Origin of the sequence: Paenibacillus sp. 598K (assembly GCF_003851045.1) — a bacterium.
GTDB lineage: Bacteria > Bacillota > Bacilli > Paenibacillales > Paenibacillaceae > Paenibacillus_D.
The window spans coordinates 39,034-61,411 of sequence record NZ_BFBX01000033.1; the positions used below are offsets into that span (position 1 = coordinate 39,034).

The following is a 22,378-nucleotide window of genomic DNA, read 5'->3' on the forward strand; positions in this document are numbered from 1 at the left end:
ATACGCCTCCCTTACCATATGCCCTCCTGCCCGAGCTTCTTGGCGCCGCGATTGGCCATCATGACCAGCAGCAGCCCGATCACCGCCTTGAACAATCCGACGGCTGTCGTGAAGCTGAACTTGGCCTGCTGGATGCCTACCCGGTACACATACGTCTCGATCACATCCGAGACCTCGTAGACGAGCGGATTGTACAGCACGAAGATCTGCTCGAAGCCGACGTCCAGCACATGTCCGAGCCGGAGCAGGAACAGGATGACGATCACGCCCATCATCGCCGGCAGGGTGATGTGGAGGATCTGCCTGAACTTGCTGGCCCCATCCATAATCGCCGCTTCGTAGAGCTGTGGGTCGATCCCCGCGATCGCCGCCAGATAGATGATCGCTCCCCAGCCGATCTCTTTCCAGATATCGCTGATAACCAGGATGCTGCGGAACCAATCGGGGTCGGCTAGGAAGTAGATCGGCTCGAAGCCGAGCATCGTGATCACCTGGTTGACTACGCCCGACGCAGGCGACAGCACATTGACCATAATCCCGCCGACGATGATCCAGGACAGAAAGTGCGGCAGATAGACGAGCGTCTGGATCGATCGCTTGTAGAGCATATTGCGGATCTCATTAAGCATAATCGCCAGGATGATCGGCCCCGGGAAGCCCCAGATTAGCTTGTAGATACTGATCAGGAGCGTATTGGCGAAGATGCGGTAGAAGTCGCTGTTGGCGAACATCGTCTTGAAGTGCTGCAGGCCGACCCAGTCGCTGCCGCCGATGCCGCTGAACACGCTGTAATTCTGAAAGGCGATGACGATGCCCCACATCGGGACGTATTTGTAGATGACGAAGTACAAAAGCCCGGGTACCATGATCAGATACAGGTCCCAATGCGAACGCAGCGCGTGAAAGCGTCTACGCTTCTGCGGACGTGTCGCCGCTGCCTCAACCACGACCTCGGCTATGTCAGCCATGACGGTGCCTCCTCTCGTTGTGTTTATAAATTAACTTTAAAGGCAGACGCCCGTTTTGGTTAGAGGATCGGGATGACCATTGTCGGTAGTATTTTTACCTTGTGCGACATCTAGGCGCAACTTCCACTCGCCTGCTGCCGTATAAGGTAAAGGCGGTTAATTAAGGAAGCATCTGGAATGGGGTAATAGCTATGAAGAGTAAGCTTGTACCAAAAGCATGGATACTGCTGCTTGTCCTCGCTGTCGCGGCGGTCTGGGGCGGCAATTATTACTATTATTACGCGCACAAATTTGACGGAGCGGTCATGCTGGAGCACTACTTTGAATCGCAGGTGTTGCCTGGGGAGCCTGTCCATTTCTATTATGTCACGCATCGCAGCTCCTCCAAGGAGCTGATAGCAATCCGCTTGTCAGATGAACAGTATTGGTACGCGAAGTTTCAACAGCAGCATGGGGAATACGGTCCGTATGCGCTCAAATCTGCCGTCGTGGAGATCACTCATCCCGAGCAACCTCTGCCGGATCAGACGTATGAGCGGTTCACAGAGATCGAGGCCTGGTTCAATGACGGGACCAGCGACATGCTGCCTGTAGGCAGCATTCAGTTTTTGCCCGCTGCGCCCTCTGTCTCCCACTTGATCGATTCGACATTCGGGTCCAGCAGCAACACTGGCGAGCATCGCAAAGGCTTCCGCGTGCTGGAGGATGTCCGTATTATGGATGTACAGACGACGATGGCAGACCGGATCGGCGATGCGGTCGACTACAAGTTCCTGAGCAGCCCGCCGGAATACACAAGGGTAGAACAGGCGATCGAGGCCGGTTTGCCGCTCAAGCTGAAGCAAGGCCAGGCAGCCTCCCTGGACTATACGTTCCGTGTACCCGGTCAGGACCAGAGGTCGCTCCACGTCTACCGGTCTTCGCTACGACTCTCGCTGGAGACGGCCAGCGGAGAGCGCTTGGCCTGGGATCTCCAGCTCAGGTCGACCCCGCAAGCGAGCAAAGAGGCGATTAAGGCATTGGTAGCCCAACGAATGGAGGCTTTTCGCCATGAGGACTAATTTCCGCAAGCTGTCCTGGGGATTTCTGTTCGTCCTCCTGGATATTCGTCTCGGCTTCATCGATATTTTGCCGGACTTTGTCGGGTACTTGCTGATTCTCTCTGCCCTGCGCCAGTTGGACCGCCACTACCCCGGCTACAACAAAGCATGGCCAGCGGCTGTCGTACTGTGCCTGGCTTCACTCGTCCCGGTCGGACCGCAGTTTAACCTGCTGCTGCAACCGCTCCCTCCTTCTCCGCTATGGGTGGGACTGACCGGCCTTCACCAGCTGCTGCTCCTGGCGCTGGTCGTTGCGATCTTCGGCACCCTTACACGGCATGCTCGCTCGCAAGGCAAGATAGAGCTGGCCAATGCCAGCCGCAACCGGATGCGATTGTTCGTCCTGCTGCAACTGGCATTGTTGTTCACACTCCCTTACAGCCTGAATACGACCGATACAGTGGGTTTTATCATCCCTCTGACCATCTTAATGCTGCTGGCGATGATCCTCCTCGTGTTCCTGTGCCGCAAAGCGGCTAAGACGTTCGCTGGGGAGTACACTGGAAGGGAGCATTGAAATGCTAGAAAAAACTTTCCGTAACAAACTAACTCCACATGATGAGGCCTTTAAAAAGTTGTTACAAACTTTCTTCAAGGAATTTATTGAGCTATTCTTTCCCGAATTACATCGTTTGTTGGATTATCGCCAAACCCGATTTCTCATGCAAGAGCTTTTAGTTGATATCGTTGGACAGGAGTCTCGAGATCTCGACTTGTTGTTGGAGACCAAGTACACGGAGTTAGATGCATATATCCTCATTCATTTTGAACCACAATCGGTATCGAGAAGTGGATTTCCACGAACGGATGTTCATTTATTTCAGTCGATTATTTGAACGACATCGGAAAGAACATAAATTAATTATCCCCATTGCTATTTTTACGTCTGATGATGTTAAGAATGAAGTTGATACCCTTTCTATGTCCATCCCAACACATGCAATACTGCAATTTCAATTCTTAAAGGTCGAGCTTCGCAACAAAGACTGGCGTCAGTTCATTGAATCCGACAATCCAGTAGCTGCTGCTTTGTTGGTCAAAATGGGGTATAATGAAAAAGAGAGAAGAGAAGTTCGCATAGCATATCTAAGAATGATTCTGCGCTTAAAAAGAAAAATCGATGATGCTCGACTGGAGCTCATCATGTCGGTGGCTGATTTGTATTTTAAGCCCAATATAGAAGAAGATGAAATAATATTTCAGGAATTGCGAAGACAAAACCCAGAGGAAGGTGAGCAGATCATGGAGCTAATGCCAGCATGGAAAAAATGGGGAAAAGAAGAGGGTTATGATGAGGCAACGCAAGATATTATTCTCAAAATGCTCAATAAAGGATTCGATCCAGAGCAAGTAGCCGATGTACTGGAACTACCTATCGATGAGATAAAAAAAGCGCAAACCTCCAGAAATAAATGAAGCAAAGAAAAGGAAAGGGAAGATAAACTCCCTTTCCTTTTCTTTTTCCCATCGATCCCTTACGCCCCGCTGCTATTGCTTCGTCTGCCAGAACGCCGGGCTCCACGACGCCTCCGCTCGCTTTCAGTTGATGGCGCATTCAGCTTATTTGTAGTGGGGGCCTATGCCGAACCTGTGCTATACTACCACTGATACGACTCATGAGCTTCTGGAGGGATTTCCATCGAGAGCGTTCTTATGCTTCGCGCAGCCGATTTCTTCCGGGGATCGATCCCCTTCCATATCCATACGTACCGCTATGATCGATACGACGAGCTGAAGATGCATACGCATGATTTCATCGAGCTGGTCTATGTGTGCGAGGGGCGAGGCGTGCATCAGGTTCGTCAGCGCACCGAGAGCGTGCAGGAGGGCGACTTGTTTATTATCAATTACGAGACGCCCCACTGCTTTTACCCTCGCGATCGGCACAATACGGATGGGCTGACCGTCATCAACTGCCAGTTCACCCCTGACTTCCTGCGCGCGATGCAGATCGAGCTGCCCGCGATGCGGGGCATGACGGAGCTGTTCCTGCTCAAGGGACTGTATCCCGGGGAAGCCGAGCATGCCCCCGATCTGACGCTGAGCGCCCAGCGGAGGCGAGAGTTCGAGTATACGCTGCGCAAAATGCTGGCCGAGTACAACGACAAGCCGGACGGCTACGAGGACGTCCTCAAGCTGCAGCTATGCGAGCTGCTCATCCAGATCCACCGCTCTTACAAGGACGTCTACCACGGGCAGCCGCATCCCGACTCGTACAAGCTGTCCCTCATCCGGGAGTCGATCCACTATATGCGCGGCAATCTCTCCGCCTCGCTGCAGTTGACCGAGCTGTCGCAGCAGGCGCTGCTCAGCAAGAGCTACTACTCTGCCCTGTTCAAGCAAGTGACCGGCCGCAGCGTCATCGATTACTTGCAGCAGCTGCGGATCGAGGAGGCTTGCCGCTTGTTGGCCGGGACCGACCGCGCGGTCTCCGACATTGCCGAGCAGGTGGGCTATGCCGACTATCGCTTCTTCAACAAGACGTTCCAGAAGATCACCGGGATGACCGCCTCTGCCTATCGCAAGCGAGTCGATGATGGCCTCAGATGACCCGCACGCCGGGAGGGGCCGATATCTCGGAGACGATCTTCCCGTCCTCGCCCTTCTCATGTCGGACACGCAGGATGCCATGCGGCGTCGGGTAGGTCCCTTCGACCCATGCGAGATCGCCGAGCTGCGGACGGATGCGGACGACGGCGCAGCCCGGCTCGACCACCTCGACGCCCAGTACATGGCGGCTGAGCCACGCGGTCGGGCCCGATGCCCAGCCGTGGCACAGGCTATGGCGATAGCCGATATAACAGAACCGTCCATAGGCGCCGTGCACATCGATCTTGCCCTCGGGCGTCAGCTCGTCGATCCGCGCAGCGTCCTCCATCCACGCCAGATCGAAGTCCTCCCAGAACGTCGTCGCGCCCAGCGCGAGCATCGCTCCCCAGTACTCTCGGATACAGTCCAGCGCCCCTTGAATATCCCCGGCGTCGGCCCGCGCTTCCAGCATATAGTACCCGTAGAAGGTAGAGACGCCCTGCGATCCGCCGACCGCGATGACGTCGCGATTAGCCTCTGCGGCATCCATCAGACCGGCCAGCGCGAGCAAAGCGGCCGCTTGCTTGCTGCCCGCCGGGTCCGGCCGGTGCAGACGCAGCTTGGCCAGCGCCGCCTCGCAGGCTGCGACCTCCGGCGTCAGCTCCAGGATCTCGCATAGCTTCGCTCCGCGATCGAGAGCGAGATAGAACAGCGCATGCAGCCCTGCCCGGACGCCTGCCGGATTGTCGTGCGAGGGCCAATCCAGGAACGGGTTGGGCGCGTCGTTGGTCCCGTCCTCACGGATCTCCGCGATGATCTGGGCCAGCAGTCCGCGTAGATAAGTCGTCTGTTCCTGCAGATAAGCCAGGTTGCCGTGCTGGCGGTACCAGTCGTACTGGATGATAATCCACCATAACGAGTAGCTGGGGAAGGTGTTCATCCAGCCCGGCAACGCCGTGTCGTCGCGGATAAAATCAAGGCTGGCCGGCACGATCTCCTGCTCCCCAAAGACGGCCTGCACCGTCGAGGTCTCGGGATGCAGGTCGCCGATCCAGACGAGTCGGTCCCGCTTCACCCCGTCGAACAAGTATTCCTGCATGTTCAGATGTACCGTGTACGCGCCCGTCATCCAGATCTGGTCCAGGAGCGGATCGGAGCTTGCGAAGCTGCCCTTGTACTCCAGGTCCCGATAGACAAACACGGCGCGCACGCTTTTCAGTTGGACGGCGACGTTCGTATCCATCAGGTCGATGCGGACGAAGCGGAAGCCGGTCATGCCGATCTCCGTCGTGCCGAGGAAGCTGACGTCGACGAGCTGATCCCGAACGGCGTGATCGTTGGTCGCGCCGCCCGGCCCGCCCACCTCGCTCATCGCCTCCATCGCGGACTCTCCGAAGCGGACTCGCAGCTTGGCGTTTTTCTGATCGCCCTCCATGTACAGGCAAGTGATCTGGACGCCGCCGTTCAGCTCCTTGCCATAGTCGAGCAGGACGCTCCCGCCCGAGCGCAGCACGCACGGGGAGTCCGCATGGAAGGACGCCTGACCCCCGTGTCCTCGCAGCAGCCCCTCTACATTGTCTGCTTGCTCTGTCGCCCACACCACCCGCACCGGGTTCAGGTACTCTCTGACTCTTGGATCTCTCAATTGCGAACACCTCGTTTTCGTAATCATCAGCCTGCCCTCAAATAAGGCCTCTTCGGACTTTGAGGGCAGGCTGTAATTTACTCCTATTATAAAAATAAAAGCCGCGGCTCGACTAGACGTCTGCGCGGCCTTCAAGTGTGGCGATCTTACTTTTTTGCGGTCTGCGGGTCGGTGTTGGCCATCATAGTCCGCATCGCTTCGAGATGGCGCTCGAGCGTCGTGGCGTCATACAGCCCCCAGCGGTGGTCGACGATCCTCGCCTGACCGCGGCGAGCAGCCGACTGTTCGCGCCAGCTCCGACTGTCGGTGATAGCGCGGAAGGCAGCTGCTTGGCGATCCCGATCCTCAACGGTCAGGAACATCCAGTCTGCCGCATAGTCGGCCAGCTCCTCGGTCTTAATACACCGCCACTTCAGAGGAAAGCCGCCGCTCGTCATCCGCTCGTGCAGTCGCTCAGGCGGTTGCAGGCCCAACCCCGAATAGAGCGTATGGCCAAAGTTGTGGCCCCCATACACATACAGTCGTTGCTCATGGAAGGTGAAAGCCGCTGCCGTACGATCCCGCAACGCCACCTCTTCCCTAACATGTGCGGCAGTCTGTGCGTAGCGTCCCAACCACGCCTTCGCCTCGGCGCTGCGATCGAGCAGGCGGCCCAGCTTGGCCAGGCGATCCCCGATCGGATCCTGCCAGTCCAGCAGTACTGTAGGCGCAATCGACGATAGCCGTGTATGCATCTCCTTAGGCAAATAGCTCGGACAGACGATCAGATCCGGGCGCAGCGCAGCCAATTGGTCCGGGTTGGGCGGATCATCCAGCGGCTCGCAGTCCATGTAGCCGAGCCAGGTCATCTGCGTCCGCGTGGAAGCGACCGGACGGATACCCAGAGCCAGCAAATCCCCTAGCGAATGGACGGCACAGACGCGCAGCGAAGGCACCGCCGTCATCCGCGCGTATACGCTGGGCGATACGCCGACCTCCTGCTTGAAGCGCCTGCTGAAGTAGTATTCGTCCCGGAAGCCTACCTGCTCGGCGACCGCGCGCAGACGCCGGGTTGGATCGGCAAGCAACCGCTTCGCCTGGTCCATCCGCAGCTCGGTCAGGTATTGCAGCGGCGTTCCCCCGGTCATCGATTTGAACAGTTGGTTGTATTGCCACCGGCTGAGTTTCGTCTGCTCCGACAGCTGCTCGATGCGGATATCGCGGCGATAAGCATGATGTAGATAGACGATCGTGTCCTCCACCTGCTGCCGCATATCCTCCAGCGACCTCGTCTCCTGGAGCTGCAGGAAATCCAGTTGCCTGACCATCATCGACTGGAAGCGACTCTGCGTCCGCAGCAGCCCGAGCGGATCGACGTCGTCGATCGACTCCGCCAGCTCCTCCAGATCGGCGCGCCACCCTGAGTCGCCCGGCAGCAGGACCGGCTCCGAGCGCTGCAGTGACTCCAGCTCCGGACTGACGCGGTACCTGAGCAGCCACACCTGCAATGGCAAGCCATCATCGCCATCGGCCGTTATCTCAACGTCCACGCCCGCCGGCAACAGCGCGCAGCCGGTATCCTGCATCGGGTAACTACGACCAGCGACCGTTAGCCGGACCGCTCCCTCACTTAGCCAACATAACGCTGGATGAGGCCGAGCAGCGATGATCGCCGAGTGGCGGTGTCGCTCAATCCCGAGCAAGGTCAAGCCAGGCCAAGGATGTCCCACAGACTCAACAGCTTGTGCGTCCACTTCCAGTCCCCCTCATCGACTCTCATCGGTTATTCTCCGAGCAGCTTCTTCGGCATTTCCTCGAGCAGCCACTCCAGCGTGACCGAATCGTTGAACGACCAACGACTACTGACGATATACGCGTTGCCGTTTTTGACGGCGGGCAGGTTGCTCCAGAGCTTGCTGTCGATCAGTTCGCTTGTATCTTCGGTAGAGGTGTCCTGGTTATCCGGCGTCACAAGGAACAGATGATCGCCGGCATAGTCCGCCAGCTGCTCCTGCGAGATCTGATACCACAGCTCGCCTGGCTGATCCCGGAACAGCTGCTCCAGCGCCTCGGGCGCGCGCATGCCTAGCGCATCGTACATCGTCGGACCAAACCGTTGCGGACCGTAGACGTAGAGCTGCTTGTCCATATAGACGACAAACGCCGAGACCGTCTCGTCCGAACCGATCACATCTGTTAGCTCGCGTCGCTTTGCCTCTGCCTTCGCCTTGTAGTCGGCGATCCAGTCCGCCGCCTGCTGCTGCATACCGACGATCTCTCCGAGCGCCGTCATCCGACTGAACACATCACTGCTATAGTCCACTGTGACGGTCGGCGCGATCTTGGACAACGCCTCCAGCCCCGCCTCCTCCAGGAAGTCCGGCACGATGATCAGATCGGGGTCCAGCTCTAGCACCTTCTCCAGATTAGGGACGAACGTATCGCCGCCCACATCCTCGACGCCCGCCAACTCCTGCTCCTGGAGCACCTTCTGGGCATTCACATAGTTCGTACCGACCATGTTTGCTCCCAGCGTGACCATCTCGGGCGCATAGAAATGGGCGATAATGCGCTGCGGATGAAGCGGGATCTCCACCTCGCGGTCCGACGCATCTCGATATAGCGTCGTTTGCGCGCCGCCGTCTGCTTCATCAGACGTATCTATCGATTTTTCAGTCGGGTCGGCGGTCCCAGCAGCCTCTTCGGTTGCATTGGAAGCTTGCGCCTCGCCCCTCGCCTTGGAAGATTCCGACGGAGCCGGGGACGCGCCGCATGCCGTCAAAGCGATGATCAAAAGCGACACCGTCATCCACTGGACTACCATTTTGCTAATGCCTTGCATATTTACTCTCTCCTCTTAGTTGATAATGATTATCAATTGACATTCTTCATTTTACGGGAGAGAGCACAGCTTCGGCAATGGATTATTTTTTAATGCCGTTTGGACATTTTGGGAGAGGTGATCTATAGCGGCCAATCGAGCATTTGGCCATCCTGCTCCAGTCTCGCGCGCAGTCGGCCGTAATCGACGTCCTGCACAGGCACATCGGCTTCGAGCGCCAGCGCCGCTGCCGTGGCGGCCGACTGACCAAGGATCATGAACACCGGCTCCATGCGGATCGAGCCGAAGGCGATATGTGATGATGATAGACAGACAGTTTGTCGTCTGGTGTCATAACTTCGGTTGAGGGCACATAAAAATTGAAGGAGACTTTGTAAAGCCGAGAGGAGAACTGATCGTGAAGCAAATATTGATACATAACATTTATGATGTCTATAATCGCCGCGATCCAAATTTGTCTGAGAAGCCATTTAAAAGCCTTGCGGATAACTTGGAAAAATACGGATTTGATTTAAAATTAATTTCCGAAGGAGATCCTGTTTTTTGTGATTATTTGTTATTTTACGATTTGCCCTCTTTTATCCTAAACGCAGAGAATTCTTATTTCACCAAGTACTTGGCAAGTGAAACCTTTGAACGCAAGATGCTTCTCGTCCTGTTTGAGCCTCCGCTTGTCTATGAACCTAATTGGAGTACAGCCAATCATCGATACTTCGGTAAAGTACTTACTTGGATGGATGATTTGCTTGGCGATGAAAAGTATGTCAAATTTCATTGGTCCCAATCCGATGCCCGATATCCCCGGATTCCGTTTGAACAAAAAAAACTCTGTACTCTGATTAACGCCGATAAATATTACTCACATCCTCTGGAACTCTACTCAGAACGAAAACAGGCTATTCGTTTCTTTGAACAACGATGTCCAGATGAATTTGATTTATTCGGAAGAGGTTGGAGCTCAGCTGATTACCCATCTTATCGGGGGGCCGTTGGAATTAAGGGCGAAACTCTGCGGAATTACAAATTCTCGATCTGCTACGAAAATGCCCGCGAATTGAACGGATATATTACCGAGAAAATATTCGATTGCTTTCATGCCTCTTGCGTACCGATTTACTATGGAGCCCCAAACATTGAGAACTACATCCCCTCCGACACCTTCATTGACTTCAGAAAATTCCCCGATTATGACAGTTTGTATGCTCATATCAGCGCCATGTCTGCCGAGGAGCATGAGGCGTATCTGGATCGGATCGAACAGTTCCTTGCCAGTCCAGCTTATTTGTCGAAATTCACCTCTGAAGCTTTCAGCCGTACTATTGCTGAAACGATTCTCGAAATGGACCCAAACCGGTAGGCCTTAATCGGCTTGTCGTCTGGTGCTACATACAAATTTAAGGGGACTTCGTAGAGTCAGAGAGGAGAATTGAGGGCATGAAACAGATCGTGACTCATAACCTTTATGATGTGTTTAATCACAGTAACGTGCTTTTTAATCCAGATTCGCCTTACAACCATGATAATTTACTTCAGCCGTTCCACCATCTTAAAAAACATTTGGCGAGCCAGGGATATAATTTGGTGCCAATCGCTGAAGGAGACCCCGTCTTTTGCGATTATTTGCTTTTTTTTGACATGCCCCCCTTTATTTTAACCGCCGAAAATTCTTATTTTACAAAATACTTGGCAAGTGAAAGCTTTCGACGCAAAATGCTTCTCGTCCTGTTTGAACCTCCAGTTGTCTATGAACCCAATTACATTGCCTCCAATCATCGATATTTCAGTAAAGTACTTACTTGGATGGATGACTTGCTTGTCGATGAAAAGTATGTCAAATTTCATTGGCCCCAATCTAATACCCGATATCCCCGGATTCCGTTCGAACAGAAAAAAAATTGCGTTTTGATTAACAGCGATTTATTTTCTTCTCATAATCTGGAACTCTACTCGGAACGAAGACGAGCTATTCGTTTCTTTGAACAACGATGTCCAGATGAATTTGATTTATTCGGAAAAAATTGGAGTTCGGCTGCCTATCCCTCTTATCGGGGTACCGTTGCAAGCAAAGGCGAGATACTACCGCATTACAAATTCTCGATCTGCTACGAAAATGCCCGCGAATTGAACGGATATATTACCGAGAAGATATTCGATTGCTTTCATGCCTCTTGCGTGCCGATTTACTATGGAGCGGCTAACATTGAGAAGTACATACCCGCGGACACCTTCATTGATTTCAGAAAATTCCCCGATTATGACAGTTTGTATGCTCATATCAGCGCCATGTCTGCCGAGGAGCATGAGGCGTATCTGGACCGGGTCGAACAGTTCCTTGCCAGTCCAGCTTATCTATCGAATTTCACCCAAGATGCTTTCAGCCATAAAATTATTGAAACGATTCTAGAGATGGGTCAAAACCGGTAGGTAGGATGATAATATGAAGTCTTCATTACCAGGAGGCTTCGTAAAGCCACGGAGGAGGACTGATCGTGAAGCAAATATTGATGCATAACAATTATGATGTCTATAATCACCACATTCCAGATTCACCTCAGCCATATTGGTATCTCAGAGAATATTTAGAGAAAAAGGGGTTTCATACGATTCCAATTTCAGAAGGAGATCCTGTTTTTTGTGATTATTTACTTTTTTTAGATCTTCCCTCTATTGTTCTAAGCGCACAGAATTCCTATTTCACAAAATACTTGACAAGCGAAGCATTTCGGCGCAAAATGCTGCTCATTACGTTTGAGCCTCCGGTTGTCTATGAACCTAATTGGATTACCTCCAATCATCGATATTTCAGTAAAGTATTTACTTGGATGGATGACTTGCTTGTCGATGAAAAGTATGTCAAATTTCAATGGCCCCATTTCGATGCCCGCTATCCCCGGATTCCGTTTGAACAGAAAAAAACCTGCGTTTTGATTAACAGCGATAAATTTTATTCGCATCCTCTGGAACTCTACTCAGAACGAAGACAGGCTATTCGTTTCTTTGAACAACGATGTCCGGAGGAATTTGATTTATATGGGTATCATTGGAGTCCGGATTCCTATCCATCTTATCGAGGTACTGTTACAAGCAAAGGCGAAATACTACCGCATTACAAATTCTCGCTCTGCTACGAAAATGCCCGCGAATTGAACGGGTATATTACCGAGAAAATATTTGATTGCTTTCATGCCTCGTGCGTGCCGATTTACTATGGAGCCCCTAACATTGAGAAGTACATACCCGCGGACACCTTCATTGACTTCAGAAAATTCCCCGATTATGACAGCTTATATGCTCATATCAACACCATGTCTGCCGAGGAGCATGAGGCGTATCTGGATCGGATCGAACAGTTCCTTGCCAGTCCAACCTATCTGTCTAAATTCACGCGGGAAGCGTTTAGCCGCACCATTACGGATACAATTCTAGAATTGGAGCAATCCCGGGATGCCTTTCTTTAGAGTTAAGACAGTTTGACGAGCGTGATTTGAGCAGCGCTACTAGAGACAACCAACCCTCCTGAAGAAGTAAAAATCGTATTTGTTGTACCGCCGAAACGGTACAAATCCAGCATATCGCCAGCAGCTAAACTGACCAGAACGGTTCTGGAGTTGGACGCTTGAGTATTGAAGCTTACCGTACCTGACGAAGAGCCTGTTTCAGACCCCACATCCACCTGGTTTTTCCTCAAATTCACAAAAACATATTGCCCTCCAACATCAACAGAATAATTGTAAGTAACCAGATAGACCCCCGTTTCCGGAACAGTGATAACCCCATTGAGCAGTACGAATCCAGCCGTATTAGCTCCATTGGATACATTAAGCGGTATGATTGTATTTGGAGGCACTGTTACAGTGCCGCACCAGAAGCTGGCGTAAGATGGAGAGAACACTCCATCTTCTCCGGTGGCGCCCGTTGCCCCCATTGGTCCGGTTGGACCGGTAGCACCCGTCACGCCTATCGAGCCGGTTGAACCAGAGGCACCTGTCGAACCAATGGGACCTGTGGGACCTGTAGCACCCATTGCTCCTGTCGGACCCGTTGAGCCCGCAGCGCCCGTTGGTCCGGTTGTCCCCGCTGCTCCTGTCGGCCCAGTCGAACCGATGGGACCCGTGACGCCTGTTGCCCCTATCGGTCCGGCAGTACCCGTGGCTCCCGTTGGACCCGTTGGACCTGGAGGGCCGCCGGATGGACCGACGGGTCCTGTTGGGCCTGTGGGGCCTATCATCGTACTTGCATTTAGCGCGGACTCCAGCTTGTGCTGCAAAAGAAATTGATTTCGTGTCGCGCTATCTATCGTGCTCCTCACACTTTGATTAACGGACAGCAGGTCGTCTAGCGTTGGCGCCAACGTGGTTCCTCCTGGAAGGGTGCCTAATACATATTGTATTTTTTCTCCTTCGGCATTAAGGATATGGCTTAATCCCAACTCTTCCATCGCGATAGACGACAGAATCAGATTAATGGCATCGTCTCTGGTAAGCGAAACCGCTGGCGTTATATTGGGTAGATTGGGCTGTGACATGCTAATAAGCCTCCTTGTTTCAAACTGAAGAGAAAGGCGATCTTTTCCCATCTTCTATAGCTTATTCACAAAAAATGCATGTGACCGGGCTTGCTCAATTGGACGCCTACAGGTCTGCCATAATGTAGTTGGGAGCGTCATCTGATCTGGCCGATCGCAGGGTGAAATCTGTAAAAAAGACACGAGCGCATCCGCTCGTGTCTTTGGTTTGGTATGGTTCGCCAAGCTATGCTAGCTTCACTAGGCTGTAATTTTTTTTGCCTTTGCGAATGATGATGAAGCGGCCGCCGATCGCATCCTCTGACGTGACGTCGCGGGCGACATCCGTCACCTTCTCGCCGTTCATCGTAATTGCGCCTTTCGTAACATCCTCGCGAGCTTGACGCTTCGACGGTTCGATGCCAAGATCGACGAGCCAGTCGACGATGTTTTTGGATTCCTGCGTAGCTTCGAACGTTGGCATTTCCTTGAAGCCCTGCTCGATCTCGTCTGCCGTCAGCGACTTGATGTCGCCGGTGAACAGCGCCGCCGTGATCCGCTTGGCCTGCTCCAGCGCCTCCTCGCCATGTACGAAGCGCGTCATTTCCTCAGCCAGCGTTTTTTGGGCCTCCCGCTTATGCGGCTCGGATTCGACCTTCTCGGCCAGCGCGTCGATCTCCTCCTTGGTCAGGAAGGTGAAGTACTTCAAGTATTTGATGACATCGCGGTCATCTGTATTAGCCCAGAACTGGTAGAACTCGAACGGCGTCGTCTTTTTCGAATCAAGCCAGATCGCGCCGCCAGCGGTTTTGCCGAATTTGGTGCCGTCCGCCTTGAGCATGAGCGGGATCGTCAGGCCAAAGGCTACCGCCTCCGAGCCTTCCTTGCGCCGGATCAGATCAAGACCGCTCGTAATGTTGCCCCATTGGTCGGAGCCGCCGATCTGCAATTGCACATCCTCCGACTGGTACAGGTGCAGGTAATCAAGCGACTGCAGGATCTGGTACGAAAATTCGGTAAACGAGATACCGCTATCCAGTCGGCTCGACACGACATCCTTGGCCAGCATCTGATTAATGCTGAAGTTTTTGCCGTAGTCGCGCAAAAATTCGATCACATTAATTTTGTGTATCCAATCGTAGTTGTTGACCATTCGAATCTGGTTGTCGCCCTCTGTTATGAACAGCTTGCGCAGTTGTGCAGAGAGTGCCTCGACATTGTCCTGGATCTGCTCCAGCGTCTGCAGCGAGCGCTCCGACTGCCGGCCGCTCGGATCGCCGATCGTCCCGGTCGCGCCGCCGATCAGGATGACCGGACGATGGCCCGCCAACTGGAATCGCTTGAGCACCATGAACGGAATCAGGTGACCGATATGCATGCTGTCTCCCGTCGGGTCGACGCCGCAGTATAGCGAGATCGACTTCTGCTCGGTCAGCTCCCGCAGCCCCTCCGCGTCCGTCTGTTGATTAATGGCGTCGCGCCACGTTAGTTCATCGATAATATTCATTGTGTAACATCCCTTCGTCTCTATTCTAATCCTGTCCAAACGCAAAAAAGCCCCGTGTCTACTAACACAGGGACGATTGGATAACCGTGGTACCACCCAGATTGCAAGATTAACGGAAGCCGCGCGCACTTCCCTTCTTGCCACTCGTTGACGAGATATCGTTCGCCAGACCCGCCCGGCATTACCCGGGATACTCCAGAGTGTAATTCGCCGCCGTCGTGTGTACCGGGTTCCATCAACCCCCGGCTTTCTGTTACAGGGACTAGGCTGCTACTGGGTTCCTTCAACGTAAAGGTGATATAACATTACAAGCATTATAGAGAAATAAATATCCACTGTCAACTCTGTGTTCAGGCGAAATGTTGGCGCCTGTCTCGACTAACTAAAACTTGGGTCGAGCCTGGTACACATTACCAGCGCCTGATGCGGCTGCAACTGCACCCGCTCGAGCCGCTGACCTGCAAGCGCGGACGCGGGGTCGCTGTCCACGACGACGCTCAGGTCGCATGCGGAGCAGGCCGCCACAGCAGACAGCTCGATAGGCGAGGACCGCAGCTCGCTCAGATTGAAGCAGGCCGCCATACATGCCTTCCCGTCCCGGTAGCCGTAGATGACGACGCCGTCAGGAGACTCCGCGGTGAAGAAATTCGCCGGACGCATGAGCGGCAGCAGCGCCCTCCTCACGTCGCTAAGCCGCTCCAGCAGACCGATCATCGGCGCGGGATTGGTCCAGTTGAGCGTCATCTCATGGAAGAAGGCGCGCGGGATATCCGCCCCGTCCGTGTTGTCTCCGAGGCCGCAATTCATCGGCTGCGCCTCATTGAGCTCGAAGCCGGTAGCGAGGAACGGGATCGCCTGCGGCAAAAAGTGATTGAAGACGGAGATCATACGTGCGACTCCAATCCCGCCGCGACTGACGATCCTCGGCGTATCCGCCGTCTCGGCGCAGGCGAACACATGGATATCCAGTCTCGGCAGCTCCTCCACATAAGCGAGCAGATTGTCCTTGGTCATATCCGTCATCACATTCCAGCCGCTGCCGAGCATGATATTGTAGCCTACGGCAGCGGCTTTGCTATGATTGCGGTTGAACAGATCCTCGCTGATGAGCAGCGCCTGCGGGCGGATCAAGCGGATCGTATCGAACACCTCCTGGAGCAGCGGAGTCGGCAGTACATGGCCGATATCGATCCGGAAGCCGTCGATCCCGTAGCGATCCAGATTATATCGGACTCCCTCCAGCAGATGCTCCCACAGCTCCCGGTTCGGCTGCTCCGCTGGATAGTAGTTGCACTTGATCGTATCGAACAGCACATACGGCGCCTGGTCGTCACGGATGTATGGGCGGACGACGGGCGAGAAGTCGCTGTATAGCCGCAAGAACGTAATATCGGTCCAGATCGGCTGCACGTCGTTGATCCAGTCCGAATGCGCCGGAGAGGTAGTGATCCCCATCTCCTCCTCCACCAGCGTCAGCAGCTCCTCCCCGGTCGCTTCGGCGCGCGCCCGCAAGCGCTCCCACAGCTCGGGGTCCAGCACATTGGGCGGATGCGAGAACTTGTCCAGGAACGCAGCGGTCTCCGCGCTCCGGTAGACAGTCTCCAGCTTGTCCGGCGTACACTCCTCGAAGAAGCCCAGCTCCGGGATATGCGGTGGCCGGAATCCGTCCAGCTCCTCCTTGCGTATCCAATAGACCCACTCCGGATGCTCGCGGATCAGATCGCTGTTCCGTGCGGTGACGCGAGGGATGAAATCGACGACGACCCGTATCCCGTGTAGATGACACGCCTCCACCAGCGCGGACAGCTCGTCGTGGATCGTCAGCTCCGGCATCCCGTCCAGCAGCGGGTCGTGCAGGCGAGGGTCCAGGTCGAACAGCGACTGCACGGCGTACGGCGAGCCGATATTGCCTTTGAGATGCAACGTGCTGTAGCGCGTCACCGGCAGCATATAGAGGATATTTACCCCCATCCGCTTTAGTATCGGCAGCAAGAGCAGCATCCGCAGGAAGGTGCCGGATTGGATGCGGCCGTCATGATCGTAATCCCATGCTGTTGAGTAGCGCACGAGTGAGGAGTAGATGACGCTCTCGTCCAGGTCGACCGCCTGCCGATCGGAGACCGCGTCCGGCCCGCCGGTCTCCAGCAGCGCTTGCAGATGGGCTGCGATGAATTGGACGGCGTTCACCCGGATCTCTCCCCCGGACCGATCCTCGATCTCACGATATTCGCAGCTATTCCAGAGCTCCGGCACCCAGAAGCTGCGGCCTTCCTGACCCTCCTGCACCTCAATTAAATAATCGGCTATGCGCTGCAACGGCGAATCCATCGGCATCGTTACCCTCTCCCCTCGGTATAAATGGCGGCTTGAACCTTCCTGTCCAGCCGTTCGTCTTCCTTGTATTGGAATTGCGAGAACTCGGAGGTATGGTTTGTCGGCTCCCACGTCTTGGAGAAGATGCCGATCTGTCTCACCTCCGCAGGGATCGGCAGCTCGCAGAGCCTCTCCCACTGCTCTTCCTCCCCGTGCCTGGCCAGAAAATGCAAACGCCCGGAGCCATCGGCTTCCACGCGAAGGTCATGAAGATCATTAACCTCAGACCGCGCATACCACTCGTAATTATCCGTATGCTCCGGATAAAATACCCCCAGCAGCTTGCGCCGGGCGCACCCGAACATGACCTTGGCGGTATCGCCGAATTTGACGATAATGCCGTTATGGAAGCAGGGTCCGTAAGTGTTGCGACTGTGCACGCGAACCTCGAAGGAGAAGCGCTCGCCGACCGGGCGAAGCAGGAGCTGCGGCGCTTCGTCCTTGACGATCCACGTATCGTCCGGCCTCTCCTCCGTATGCGTGATGCGGACCGACTGCTCGCCCAGCTCCATCTGCGTGCCGTTCGGATTATAGACTAGCATGCGGCCGGCGCCCCGGATGTCATACTCGCCAGAGCTCCTGACGACGGTCGACCTGTCGATCCGGCGCAGCGCCGCCAGCATCTCCCCGAAGAATACATGCTCGCGCGCCACGATCGCAGCCATCTCCGCGTGCAATGAAGCATAGGCGGGCGAGGGCTCGCCGATCCGGTCGAACAACTGCAAGCGCGCGGCCTCCCACGCCTGTGCCAACTCCAGACTGCGGCTGCGCAGCCCCTCGATCGACTCGCTGTCGATGCCCGCCTGCCCGAGTAGACGGAACAGCACGCTGTAATACACTCGCTTGTAATTGGGCAGCGGGATCAGCTTCATGATCCGGGCCGCATCGCCGCTCGCCTCGGCCTCGCGCGCCATCTCCTGTTCGATGAATCGTAGGGCGGATTCCCCACGCGCCCACCGCTCCAGTTGCTCCTGATGATAGTCCAGCGCTTGCAGCGGCGTAACGACGTTCTCGTCCTGCTTGCTGAGCTCCCACAGATGGGGCTTCGTCCCTGCGCCGCACCAGTTGTCCGCGTAATAGCGGCTCATCTCGTACAGGTCCCCGAGGCGGATGACAAAGTCGGTGTAGAGCGGCCTTGTCCCTTCCTCCGTGTGCATATTGTCCAGCAGATATACCAGCCCCCGCTTGGCATCGTAGCCTTTGACGATAAAATAATGCGTATGCGGCTCGCTCATATAGTGATGAGAGTAGAACAGGCCGTACAGATCTCCAGGAATCAGCACCGGATGTCCGTTGTCGATGGCCTGGGTCAGACACGCGCTCATCTCGGAGACGCTGACAAAGCTCCGACGTTCGATAGCGATATCGAACAGCCCCTGCAGCAGCTTGCCGTACATCTCAAAAAAATCGCTGTGCGGCTCGGCGCTTCGCTCGAACAGGTCCTGCCGCCATCCGTCCGGAAAAAAAGTGAGAGCAAACTGAACATGAAACAAAAACAATTCGTAACTGCTGGGAGACAAAGCCTCGAACAAAATCGCCATCGGCTTCGTAAAGCAGTTGATCTCCTCCCACGTAAAAGCGTCCTTGTTGGCCGTGACGGCGCTCAGCACGCGAATCGCAGAGCGCGAGTCTGACGGGGTCAGCTCGGGGGCCGCAGCGGCTGCAGCGAAGCCAAAGCTGCCATGCTGCTGTCGCAGCAGCGCCGCCAGACCAAGCGGCGTCGGCTCGGTGTACAGATCGGAGGCGCGGGCCGGGATGCCCCGCTCCTTCATGAGCGCGACGGCTCGCAGCACATGCAGGGAATGGCCGCCATGGCGGAAGAAATCGTCGCCCGCTTGCAGCGGCTCCCCGGGCAGCAGACGGGAGAGGCAGGCTGCTATCGTCGCCGCCAGACCCGTTAGCGACGTCTCCTCGGAGCTCGCCTGACGAGCCGCGCTGTCTATCGCAGACTTGCTCTTGTCTGGCTGGCCTGTCTTGTGTGCGCCATGGATGGGACGTGTCTGCGTCATGACACCAAGCTTCTCGCCTGTCTCCCCTGCGCCAAGGTCGCGCCCCCTCTGCGTCATCGCCGCCAACGCCTTGCGGTCCACCTTGCCGCTCGTCGTCAGCGGGAGCTCCGGCAGCTCGCGGAATACGGCAGGGATCATATAGGACGGCAGCCAGGCGGCGGCATGCGACCGCAGCTCGCCCGACGCAAGCGGCCTGGAGGCGGTGCAGAACGCATAGAGCGTCTGCACCCCGAAAGCATCCGCCGCATCCACAACGGCGGCCATGCGGATCGCATCATGCGCCATCAGGCAATGCTCGATCTCGCCGGGCTCGATCCGGTAGCCCCTGATCTTCACCTGGCGGTCGATCCGGCCCAGATGCTCGATCGTCCCGTCCGCTCGCCAGCGCGCCAGGTCGCCGGTGCGGTACAGCCGGCCGTTCGCCGACAGCGGGTGGAAGACAAACTGCTGCTCCGTCAGCTCGGGGCGATTCCTGTAGCCGCGTGCCAGTCCCTCGCCGGCGATGCACAGCTCTCCCTCCATGCCGACGGGCAACAGCTCGCCCCGGCTATCGAGGATGAGCGCCTGCGTATGCCGGATCGGTCGGCCTACCGTGATCGTGTCCGTGTCCGTCATTTCCTGAAGGGCGGACCATACAGTCGTCTCCGTGGGTCCGTACATATTGAAGATGCGAGCGCCGGAGCGCTGCTTCAACTGCTCCAGCAGGAGCGGCGGCAGCGGTTCGCCTCCGAGCAGGATCAGCTCGATCTGCGCGAGCCAATCGACCTCCTCGCTCCCTTCGAGCAGTAGCATCATCCGGGAGGGCGTCAACTGCAACACATTGACGCCACTCTGCCGGATCAACGTCCGCAAGCGAGCGGCTTCCGTCTGCTCGCGTTCGTCCGCCAGGACGACCGGCATCCCCTTGGCGAGCGGCAGCAGCGTCTCCGTCACGAAGATATCAAAGGACACCGTCGTCACGCCGAGCATGACCGGCTGTCCGGGCCATGGCAGCTCCTCCGCCATCGCCTCGATGAAGTTGACGACGGAGCGGTGCTCGATCATGACGCCCTTGGGCCGTCCCGTCGAGCCGGATGTATACATCACATACGCCAAGTCATTGGGGCCGCTGGCCGCAGCCGGATCGACGCTGGGCAGCATCTGCGTCTGCGCTTCCTCCAGATCGATCAGCTCCAGCCGATCCTCCAGCCCGCCTGCGGCCGCTTGCGCATCTGCGCGCGTCCCCGTCGTCAGGAGCAGGATAGCGGCGCCGCTGTCGGTCAGGACATGCCGGATGCGCTCCGGCGGATGCGTCGGATCGATCGGCACGTACGCGCCCCCGGCCTTGAGGACGCCGTAGATGCCGACCAACAGCTCGACCGACCGCTGCATCATGACAGCTACGACGCTGTCAGGCCTCACGCCCCGTCTCCGCAACAGATGAGCGAGTCGATTGGCCTGTTCGTTAAGCTGCCTGTACGTCAATTGCCGTCCCCCGCATACGACTGCCGGATGCTCTGGACGGTACAGCGCCTGCTCCTCGAGCAGGCTGTGCACGGTTCGGCAGTCGGGGACGGCATGTCCGCCAGCGCCCCATGCGTCGAGCAGACGCCGCTGCTGATCCGGAGATACGACAGGCAGCCGATCGACCTGTTGGCTGTCATCGCACAGCACGCCTTGCAGGAGCTGCCGCAGCATCTCCGCCATCGCCTCGATCTGCTCGTCGGCGAGCACGGCTGCCTGATACTTGATCTCGACCGCCAATGCTCCCCCCTCCGACCAGTCGTGCACGACCAGCTCCAGCGGGTGCAACTGGTAGCCGCTGTAGAGCTCGCGGTTGTCCGCCTGCCAGCCGCCCAGCTCGCCGCTGAGCCGGGTGTTGTATACGTTAACGGTCGCCTGGAACAGTCCTTGTCTCCCCTGCTTGCCCAGCTCCAGCTCCTGAGCCAGCAGATCGTAAGGGTACCTCTGATGGGCATAGCAAGAGCGCAGCTCCTCCTGTGTCCGCATCAGGAAGGACGTAGCCATATCCTCGCCATCGATCCGCACCCGCAAGGGCATCAGGCTCGTGTAGACGCCGAACGCCTCCTTCTCCTGCCGGGTCGTCCGGTTATAGACGGGCACCCCGATCGCGAGGTCGTCCGTCTGCTGGCTGCGATAGAGCCAGATCAGGGACAATCCCGTGAAAAAGCTGGCTATCGAGAGGCCACGCTCCTCCGCATACTGCCGGATCGCGGCGCTCGTCTCGGCCCCGAGGGCGACGGTGCGGCAGCGTCCTTGCAAATCGCCGTCGGCCTCGGGAAACAACGGCTGCGACAGCGTCGCAAACCGCTCCATCCAGAATTCGCGATCCCGGACCGCCCGAGGCGAAGCCGCATATCGGCGCTCCCGCTCCAGCAGCGGCAGATAGCCTGGGCTCTCCGCGGGAAGCGTACCCGCTGGCGCGTCGTCCTGGTAGTGTCGGGCGATGTCGCGGGACATCCGATGCACCGACCAGCCATCCGTAATCAGATGATGCATCGTATACAGGTAGCCTGACCGCTGGCGATCCAGCCTGAAGATCGCGAAGCGGAACAGCGTATCTCCCATACACGGCATCGGCTTGCGAGCCTCCTGCGCGGCATAGTCCTCCAACGCCTGATCGGGGTCCTCCGCTTGCGAGAGGTCGATCACCGGAATATCGAATGGAGCGACAGCCGGCAGCAGCGCTTGCAGCATATCCCCCTCCCTCTCCACGAAGCGCAGCCGAAACGCGTCATGGGTGGCTACGAAGCGGCGGATTGCTCGCTCGAGCCTCTCCGCATCTGCCATTCCGCGAATGAGCGAGAGGCAGCCCACCACATGCACGGGACAGTCCGGATAGCGCTGCTCCACATACATGATCCGCTTCTGCGGGTGGGTTAGCGGCATCGCTGCAGTGAGGTCAACCGTTTCACACATCTC

The 22,378-nt window shown here is 56.3% G+C and carries 17 protein-coding genes and 1 other annotated feature; of the genes, 8 read left to right on the plus strand and 9 right to left on the minus strand.

What is annotated here, in order from left to right:
• Window positions 1-11 precede the first annotated feature (11 nt).
• A complete protein-coding gene (locus PA598K_RS11895) occupies window positions 12-968 on the minus strand; it encodes an ABC transporter permease (protein ID WP_128657173.1) in 957 nt (318 codons plus the stop codon).
• A 191-nt stretch (window positions 969-1,159) separates the two neighbouring features.
• Between PA598K_RS11895 and PA598K_RS11900 the strand changes: the two genes are divergently transcribed.
• The 5 genes from PA598K_RS11900 (at window position 1,160) to PA598K_RS11920 (ending at window position 4,618) form a co-directional block, all read left to right on the plus strand.
• Complete coding sequence (locus PA598K_RS11900; RefSeq protein ID WP_128657174.1) at window positions 1,160-2,029, plus strand: hypothetical protein; 870 nt, start codon at window positions 1,160-1,162, stop codon at window positions 2,027-2,029.
• Window positions 2,019-2,585: a hypothetical protein gene (locus tag PA598K_RS11905; protein WP_128657175.1), complete on the plus strand. Its 567-nt coding sequence runs from the start codon at window positions 2,019-2,021 to the stop codon at window positions 2,583-2,585. The genes PA598K_RS11900 and PA598K_RS11905 overlap by 11 nt, the downstream gene beginning before the upstream one ends.
• Window position 2,586: 1 nt before the next feature.
• Window positions 2,587-2,904, plus strand: coding sequence for a hypothetical protein (locus tag PA598K_RS11910; protein ID WP_128657176.1), 318 nt, complete (start codon window positions 2,587-2,589; stop codon window positions 2,902-2,904).
• Window positions 2,876-3,484, plus strand: a complete 609-nt coding sequence (locus tag PA598K_RS11915; RefSeq protein WP_128657177.1) for a hypothetical protein — start codon at window positions 2,876-2,878, stop codon at window positions 3,482-3,484. The genes PA598K_RS11910 and PA598K_RS11915 overlap by 29 nt, the downstream gene beginning before the upstream one ends.
• 237 nt (window positions 3,485-3,721) lie before the next feature.
• Window positions 3,722-4,618, plus strand: coding sequence for an AraC family transcriptional regulator (locus PA598K_RS11920; protein ID WP_128657178.1), 897 nt, complete (start codon window positions 3,722-3,724; stop codon window positions 4,616-4,618).
• Here PA598K_RS11920 and PA598K_RS11925 read toward each other — a convergent pair.
• The 4 genes from PA598K_RS11925 to PA598K_RS37870 all read right to left on the minus strand — a co-directional run bounded on the left by PA598K_RS11925 (window position 4,611) and on the right by PA598K_RS37870 (window position 9,533).
• The gene (locus PA598K_RS11925; protein WP_260405368.1) at window positions 4,611-6,242 is read right to left on the minus strand and encodes an alpha-L-rhamnosidase-related protein; all 1,632 of its coding nucleotides are present in this window, start codon (window positions 6,240-6,242) and stop codon (window positions 4,611-4,613) included. The two genes, PA598K_RS11920 and PA598K_RS11925, sit on opposite strands and share 8 nt — an antisense overlap.
• 146 nt (window positions 6,243-6,388) lie before the next feature.
• Window positions 6,389-7,807, minus strand: coding sequence for a helix-turn-helix domain-containing protein (locus PA598K_RS11930; protein WP_185601857.1), 1,419 nt, complete (start codon window positions 7,805-7,807; stop codon window positions 6,389-6,391).
• A gap of 197 nt (window positions 7,808-8,004) precedes the next feature.
• Window positions 8,005-9,063 (minus strand): ABC transporter substrate-binding protein, encoded by a 1,059-nt coding sequence (locus PA598K_RS11935; protein WP_128657181.1) that lies wholly within the window; start codon window positions 9,061-9,063, stop codon window positions 8,005-8,007.
• A 122-nt stretch (window positions 9,064-9,185) separates the two neighbouring features.
• On the minus strand, window positions 9,186-9,533 hold the full coding sequence (locus PA598K_RS37870; RefSeq protein WP_260405369.1) for an FAD-dependent oxidoreductase: 348 nt from the start codon (window positions 9,531-9,533) through the stop codon (window positions 9,186-9,188).
• Between PA598K_RS37870 and PA598K_RS11945 the strand changes: the two genes are divergently transcribed.
• From PA598K_RS11945 to PA598K_RS11955, 3 genes are all read left to right on the plus strand, one after another.
• The gene (locus PA598K_RS11945) at window positions 9,461-10,420 is read left to right on the plus strand and encodes a glycosyltransferase family 10 domain-containing protein (RefSeq protein WP_128657182.1); all 960 of its coding nucleotides are present in this window, start codon (window positions 9,461-9,463) and stop codon (window positions 10,418-10,420) included. The two genes, PA598K_RS37870 and PA598K_RS11945, sit on opposite strands and share 73 nt — an antisense overlap.
• Window positions 10,421-10,497: 77 nt before the next feature.
• Window positions 10,498-11,487: a glycosyltransferase family 10 domain-containing protein gene (locus tag PA598K_RS11950; RefSeq protein ID WP_128657183.1), complete on the plus strand. Its 990-nt coding sequence runs from the start codon at window positions 10,498-10,500 to the stop codon at window positions 11,485-11,487.
• 65 nt (window positions 11,488-11,552) lie between these two features.
• Entirely contained in the window at window positions 11,553-12,521 is a 969-nt protein-coding gene (locus PA598K_RS11955) for a glycosyltransferase family 10 domain-containing protein (protein ID WP_128657184.1), read from the plus strand.
• Window positions 12,522-12,523: 2 nt separating this feature from the next.
• Here PA598K_RS11955 and PA598K_RS38765 read toward each other — a convergent pair whose 3' ends face one another.
• The 4 genes from PA598K_RS38765 to PA598K_RS11975 all read right to left on the minus strand — a co-directional run bounded on the left by PA598K_RS38765 (window position 12,524) and on the right by PA598K_RS11975 (window position 22,375).
• Window positions 12,524-13,087, minus strand: coding sequence for a collagen-like triple helix repeat-containing protein (locus tag PA598K_RS38765; RefSeq protein ID WP_221414125.1), 564 nt, complete (start codon window positions 13,085-13,087; stop codon window positions 12,524-12,526).
• 727 nt (window positions 13,088-13,814) lie between these two features.
• Entirely contained in the window at window positions 13,815-15,074 is a 1,260-nt protein-coding gene (tyrS, locus tag PA598K_RS11965; protein WP_128657186.1) for a tyrosine--tRNA ligase, read from the minus strand.
• A gap of 65 nt (window positions 15,075-15,139) precedes the next feature.
• Window positions 15,140-15,370 (minus strand) — a binding site (T-box leader).
• An 82-nt stretch (window positions 15,371-15,452) separates the two neighbouring features.
• Entirely contained in the window at window positions 15,453-17,408 is a 1,956-nt protein-coding gene (locus tag PA598K_RS11970; protein ID WP_128657187.1) for an alpha-amylase, read from the minus strand.
• Window positions 17,409-17,410: 2 nt separating this feature from the next.
• Window positions 17,411-22,375 carry a non-ribosomal peptide synthetase gene (locus tag PA598K_RS11975; RefSeq protein WP_185601859.1) on the minus strand — a complete coding sequence of 1,655 codons (4,965 nt, stop codon included), beginning with the start codon at window positions 22,373-22,375 and terminating at the stop codon, window positions 17,411-17,413.
• Between the last annotated feature and the right edge of the window lie 3 nt (window positions 22,376-22,378).